We start from the raw sequence: 5,205 nt of genomic DNA, 5'->3' as shown, positions 1-5,205 counted from the left end.
AATCAAGCTGTCCAAGAGTAGGAGCAAGCGACGCAGGTGTATCAAATATCTTAGTTGGAAAAAGACTATAGTATCCTGCATCAGGATTAGGTACATAAATACCTACTGCCTGAAGAATCATACCTACTACCCAGAGCACTACCATTCCGATAAGAATTGAGCCTTTTACATTCTTAAATAAAAGATAGGTCATAAGTAAGATTCCACAAAGTGCAAGGATAACAGAAATTCCTGCTGAATTAAAAGTACCGTTCTCTATTGAACCCTTGAATGAAAACAGGGTTACAAGAGTTGCACCGTCAACTACTATTTTAGAGTTCTGAAGTCCAATAAAACATATAAATAAACCAATACCTACCGATACAGCTACTTTCAAGGTATTTGGTATTGCATTAAATATAGCCTCACGAACATTCGTTACAGAAAGTACTATAAACACCAAGCCCTCTACAAATACCGCTGTTAAAGCCTGCTGCCAGGTATATCCCATACCCAATACTACTGAAAACGCAAAATATGCATTTAATCCCATTCCTGCCGAAAGAACGAAAGGAAGATTGGCAAACAACGCCATACAAAACGATGCAATAGCCGATGCAAGTGCTGTAGCGGTGAATACAGCTCCCTGATCCATTCCTGTTTTTCCAAGTATACTTGGGTTTACGGCAAGAATATATGCCATTGTCATAAAGGTCGTAATTCCAGCCATAGTTTCAACCTTTACATTTGTACCTCTTTCTTTCATCTTAAAAAACTGTTCCATTATAGCCTCCTTGTTTTGTTTAATACGAATATGGGCTGGTAGTTTGGCAATTAAAACAGACACCATATCCAAAAGTAAGACAGAGTATACTATATCATAATAAAAAGAGGGATTCCACCCCCTTTATTATATCTTTTTCTAATGATACTTATTCAAAATAGTTTTTATTATAGTTTAAATCCTATCACTTCTACCAAGAATAAAAACAAGAACAATTATTACAATCTTATTTCACCAGTCCTATTATATCTTCACATTTCTCAGCTATATGTGTAGCTCCATATTTCTCAAACTCTTCTCTATTTCCATAGCCATACATTACCGCAATAGAATCAACTCCATGCTTGTTAGCCGCCTCAATATCAAACTTTCTGTCTCCTATCATAACGGCACTCCTCGGATCTGTAATTCCATTTTTCTCAAAAGCACGCTTAATCATAACATCCTTGTGTACGGTCTTTTCTGCATGAGTTGGCCCTGTAAGGTTTACAAAATACTTATCTATTCCATGCTTTTCTATGATTTTTTCAGCTATCGGAGCAGGCTTTGAGGTAACTACCATAAGTGTATGACCTTTACCTTTAAGTTTTTCAAGCATTTCTACAACACCCTCATACATCGGTGCCAGCAAATAACCTGCTGATTCATAATGCTCTCTGTAAATATCAATCGCCTTGTCAGCTTCCTCAGGATTCATTCCACATAAATCTCTGAATGAATCAAAGAGTGGAGGGCCTATGAACTTCATAAATTCATTCTCAGCAAGCATGTCCCATCCCATTTTATTTAGTGCATGCTTTGCCGAAGCAACAATGCCTTCTCCTGATTCAACAAGGGTTCCATCCAAATCAAACATTAAATATTTATACATTCTTTCTCCTCTTAAGTGGTACCTCATTACCATTTTCATCAACTACTCTTACATTTTCAAGCTGACTCCTTATATTGCCCCTTATTGCAGCAACATAGTCTTCCCTAAGTTTCTTTTGTTCCACCTTTTCTTCATCTGTCAGCCCTTCTGCCTTAGACTTGTGGTACAGCTCATTTATCCTTTTGATATCTGCTTCAGTTATTCCCATTTCTGCTCCTTAAAAATTGTTCTATGTATACCAACAATACAGCTATATCCGAAGGAGATACCCCTGATATACGGCTTGCCTGACCTACGGAAAGCGGCTGTATTTCAGAGAGCTTCTGTCTTGCCTCTTTTCTTATATTGTCTATATTTTCATAGTCTATGCCCTCAGGTATGAGACGGTTCTCCATTTTTTTAAACTGCTCCACCTGTCTGTATTCACGCTCGATATAGCCTTCGTATTTAATATTGATGTTTACCTGCTCACCTACAGCTGTAGAAAGCTTTGGTCTCTCACTATCAATAGCAGCTAAAAGTTCATAATTAAGTTCCGGACGTTTTACAAGGTCAGCCAGAGTTACTGCTCCAAGTAGGGCTGTACTTCCATTTTCGACAAGAAAATCATTTACTTCTTTCCTGCCTCCAATCGTCTTTGATTTCAGACGTTTTATTTCAGCTTCTATGTCAGCTTCTTTTTTAAGCAGAGCCTCATATCGTTCTTTTGAAATAAGTCCTATCTCATAGCCTATTTTAGTAAGTCTTAAGTCTGCATTATCCTGTCTTAAAAGCAATCTGTACTCTGCTCTTGAAGTCATCATCCTGTAAGGCTCTTTTGTATGTTTTGTTACTAAATCATCTATAAGTACGCCTATGTAGGCATCGGAACGTTTGAGTATAAGCGGCTCTTTCTTATCAAGAAGCCTTACTGCATTTATTCCTGCTATAAGTCCCTGCGCAGCCGCCTCTTCATAACCTGAGCTTCCGTTGAACTGCCCTGCCGCAAAAAGTCCGGAAGCCACCTTAAATTCAAGACTTTCTTTAAGCGTGGTAGCATCTATACAGTCATACTCTATCGCATAGGCATTTCTTACTATATGTACATTTTCAAGTCCCGGAATTGTCCTGTACATTGCCACCTGTACATCCTCCGGCATGGAAGAACTCATTCCGTCCACGTACATTTCATTGGTATATTCTCCCTCAGGCTCTACAAATATCTGATGTCTATCCTTATCGGCAAACCTCATCACCTTATCCTCTATAGACGGACAATATCTGGGTCCTACGCCTTCTATAATTCCACCGTACAGTGGTGAACGGTCAATATTTTCTCTTATTATCCTATGAGTTTCCTCATTGGTATAAGTAAGATAGCATGGACGCTGCTCTCTTACTATATCTTTATCTTCATTTAAAAATGAAAATGGAACTACTTTTTCATCTCCGTTTTGTACTTCCATCTTAGAGAAGTCTATTGTCCTTTTGTCCACACGAGCCGGAGTTCCTGTCTTAAACCTTCTCAAATCAATTCCTATATTAAGCAGAGAGTCTGTTAAATGTGTAGAGGCAGACAGTCCGTTAGGTCCGGTGTATTCGCTTACATCACCGTAAATACAACGAGCCTTAAGATAGGTTCCTGTACAGAGAATAACAGCCTTTGCAGTATAAACCGCACCTGAGTATGTCTTAACCCCTGTTACCTTACCGTCTTCTACCAGTATTTCTGCAACTTCCGCCTGCTTAATGGTAAGGTTCTCCGTATTTTCAAGTACCTTACGCATTTCTAAAGAATAGGTCTGTTTATCCGCCTGTGCTCTAAGGCTGTGTACAGCAGGTCCTTTTGACTTATTCAACATTTTCGACTGGATATAGGTCTTGTCTATATTCTTACCCATTTCTCCGCCAAGTGCATCTATTTCCCTTACGAGATGTCCTTTAGATGTTCCCCCTATGTTGGGATTACAAGGCATAAGGGCTATGCTGTCCACACTTACAGTAAATATAAGTACCTTCTTGCCTAATCTTGCCGCTGCAAGCGCTGCCTCACAACCTGCATGACCGGCTCCTACTACTATTACTTCAAAATCTTCACAAATCATATTTTCCTCAAATCTATTATTAAAATAAATCAGAATGACTTCCTGCCCTAAACAGAAAAAGTTTTACTTCTGATTTGTCTATTCGATAAATCAACAACCAATCAGGCTCAATATGGCATTCTCTAAAACCCTTATATTCTCCCAAAAGATTATGATCTTTATATTTTTTGTCTAATGTCGACTGCTCTGCAAGCTTATCAACCACTTCCTTTAGCTTATCAATATCAAACCCACGCTTACTTGCCAACTTTAAGTCTTTTTTGAACTGGTTTGAAACAACTATATTAAGCCTCATTTAGTACCTCTTTAATTACATCATCAAAGCTTTCATAACTTTTATATTTAGCTTTATCCTGCATTTCTATATATTCTGCAAGTGCTGCTTTAGTTTCTGCATTGGGTTTAATTCTCTTTATTTCAAAAGGAATACCTTCATAGCTTACTGCACTTTTAAGAAACATTGTGATAGCAGATGACATATTCAATCCAAGTTCATTAAATAGCTTTTCGGCATCTTTTTTTAATGAAGCATCAACACGAACATTAATATTCATAGTAGCCATATATTAAATCTCCTCTCCAATATTCATAATTATTATACATAATATTTGCAAACATTGTCAACACTATGCAAAACTATTGCAATATAAAAGGACTAAGTCAAAGCCTCTGACTTTCATCAGATAACTTTTACTTAGTCCTTATTATTTTAATAAGTCACTTCAAATATGAAAAAATTTTAAGCATATACCGTTTTGCGTGTATCACTCTTAATCATCTTATAAACCACATAGCACATAGGAAGTATCATCACCAGCGAAACACCGTTGACTATAGTCACTCCTACTCCTTTCGGAACAAAATCTTCCAACAGTCCCATAAAGTTATTCGCCATATGCAACATTATCGTAAAAAGTAAATTTCTTTTTTTCTCATAAACTATACCGGCTATAATTCCCATCATACTAGCATATACAATCGCAACCGGATTCATATGGTATGCACCGAAGATTATTGCTGAAATCAGTATTGATACCCACGCAGGAAATACTTTTCTAAAAGAGCCAAATACAACTCCTCTAAATATAACTTCTTCTACAACAGGGGCAGCAATTACTGCACTTAAAAGCACTCCATGTAAGCTTCCGCCGCCAATCATTCCATTTCCTTCTTTCATTGCAGCAAGCTGTGCCTGAAACATAGGCAGCTTTCCTGCAATTATAAGCCAGATAAATGAAATTCCTGAAACTCCGATACCTGCAACCACGCTGAAACCTGTATCTTTCAAATTAAGCTGTGTCCTTAACTCATCTTCATCCCTTCTTACTACTAACTTATATATTACAAAAAATATAATCAGCTGTATTAAGGCTATAAGAATGTCTGAAAGATACATAAACTCTATGAACTGCTGCATCGGTATCTTCAAAATTCCTAAAAACAGTTCAAATGTCAGCATATTCAAAGTCCTTGACAGAAAATAATAT

7 protein-coding genes are annotated in these 5,205 nt (G+C 37.3%); all 7 read right to left on the bottom strand.

Annotation, left to right across the window (positions count from 1 at the left end):
- A partial coding sequence (locus ACTTKP_RS11040) for a solute carrier family 23 protein (protein ID WP_442553955.1) occupies positions 1-763 on the bottom strand: 763 nt, incomplete at its 3' end.
- Positions 764-989: 226 nt separating this feature from the next.
- Complete coding sequence (locus ACTTKP_RS11035) at positions 990-1,634, bottom strand: HAD hydrolase-like protein (protein WP_442553954.1); 645 nt, start codon at positions 1,632-1,634, stop codon at positions 990-992.
- Positions 1,627-1,842: a DUF896 domain-containing protein gene (locus ACTTKP_RS11030; RefSeq protein ID WP_442553953.1), complete on the bottom strand. Its 216-nt coding sequence runs from the start codon at positions 1,840-1,842 to the stop codon at positions 1,627-1,629. The genes ACTTKP_RS11035 and ACTTKP_RS11030 overlap by 8 nt, the downstream gene beginning before the upstream one ends.
- On the bottom strand, positions 1,829-3,718 hold the full coding sequence (gene mnmG, locus ACTTKP_RS11025; RefSeq protein ID WP_442553952.1) for a tRNA uridine-5-carboxymethylaminomethyl(34) synthesis enzyme MnmG: 1,890 nt from the start codon (positions 3,716-3,718) through the stop codon (positions 1,829-1,831). Before mnmG ends, ACTTKP_RS11030 begins: the two co-directional genes overlap by 14 nt.
- Positions 3,719-3,737: 19 nt before the next feature.
- Entirely contained in the window at positions 3,738-4,013 is a 276-nt protein-coding gene (locus ACTTKP_RS11020) for a type II toxin-antitoxin system YafQ family toxin (protein WP_442553951.1), read from the bottom strand.
- Complete coding sequence (locus ACTTKP_RS11015; protein WP_442553950.1) at positions 4,003-4,281, bottom strand: type II toxin-antitoxin system RelB/DinJ family antitoxin; 279 nt, start codon at positions 4,279-4,281, stop codon at positions 4,003-4,005. The genes ACTTKP_RS11020 and ACTTKP_RS11015 overlap by 11 nt, the downstream gene beginning before the upstream one ends.
- 176 nt (positions 4,282-4,457) lie before the next feature.
- A partial coding sequence (locus ACTTKP_RS11010) for a CPBP family intramembrane glutamic endopeptidase (protein WP_442553949.1) occupies positions 4,458-5,205 on the bottom strand: 748 nt, incomplete at its 5' end.

It is taken from the genome of Catonella sp. (assembly GCF_052169795.1).
Taxonomy (GTDB): domain Bacteria; phylum Bacillota; class Clostridia; order Lachnospirales; family Lachnospiraceae; genus Catonella.
This window is presented reverse-complemented; position numbering and strand designations above follow the sequence as displayed.